This window comes from Streptomyces otsuchiensis (assembly GCF_004305975.1).
GTDB classification, from domain to species: domain Bacteria; phylum Actinomycetota; class Actinomycetes; order Streptomycetales; family Streptomycetaceae; genus Streptomyces; species Streptomyces otsuchiensis.
Genome location: NZ_BHZI01000558.1, coordinates 1 through 949 on the forward strand (window position 1 = coordinate 1; position 949 = coordinate 949).

Sequence of the window (949 nt, forward strand, 5' to 3'; positions counted from 1 at the left end):
CCATGTGACGGCCCGCCGGCCCGGACCCTCCGCGCCCTCCCGCGCGGCCCCACCCGGAAGGCACCCTGTGCACCGCTCCAACAACGGGTTGAAGACCGCTGCCCTGCTCGGCGGCATGTCGGCCCTGATCCTCCTCGTCGGCAGTCTCTTCGGACGGGCCGGACTGGCCGTGGCCCTGGCCGTCGCGGTCGGCACCAACGGCTACGCCTACTGGAACAGCGACAAGCTCGCGCTCCGGTCGATGCGGGCCCGCCCGGTCAGCGAGTTCGAGGCCCCCGCGCTGTACCGGATGGTGCGGGAGCTGGCCGGGGTGGCCCGCCAGCCGATGCCGCGGCTGTACATCTCCCCGACCGAGGCCCCGAACGCCTTCGCCACCGGCCGCAACCCGCGCAACGCCGCCGTCTGCTGCACCGAGGGCATCCTGGGACTGCTCGACGAACGGGAGCTGCGGGGCGTCATCGGCCACGAACTGAGCCACGTCTACAACCGGGACATCCTGATCTCCTCGGTGGCCGGGGCCATGGCGTCGGTGATCATGTTCCTGGTGCAGTTCGCGTGGCTGATGCCCGGCCGCTCCGACCGGGGCCCCGGCATCGTCGGGATGCTGCTGATCGCGCTGCTCGGACCGGTCGCGGCCACGCTGATCCGGCTCGCGGTAAGCCGGTCCCGCGAGTACGAGGCCGACGCCTCCGGCGCCCGGCTCACCGGCGACCCGCTCGCCCTGGCCAGCGCGCTGAGCAAGCTGGAGTCCGGGACGCAGGCGCGGCCGCTGCCGCCGGAACCGAAGATCGAGGCCGCCAGCCATATGATGATCGCGAACCCGTTCCGGCGGGGCGAGGGGATGACGAGACTGTTCGCCACCCACCCGCCCATGGCCGACCGGATCAGCCGGCTGCGCGGAATGGCCGGCGACCCGCGCTGACGCGTCCGCCCCGTCCGCCCCTTGCCC

At 73.2% G+C, this 949-nt stretch carries 1 protein-coding gene; it reads left to right on the forward strand.

The window, feature by feature from the left end; genetic code table 11:
- The first annotated feature begins 67 nt into the window (after nt 1–67).
- Nucleotides 68–922 (forward strand): zinc metalloprotease HtpX, encoded by an 855-nt coding sequence (htpX, locus tag E0D90_RS25825; RefSeq protein WP_130800324.1) that lies wholly within the window; start codon nt 68–70, stop codon nt 920–922.
- Nucleotides 923–949 lie beyond the last annotated feature (27 nt).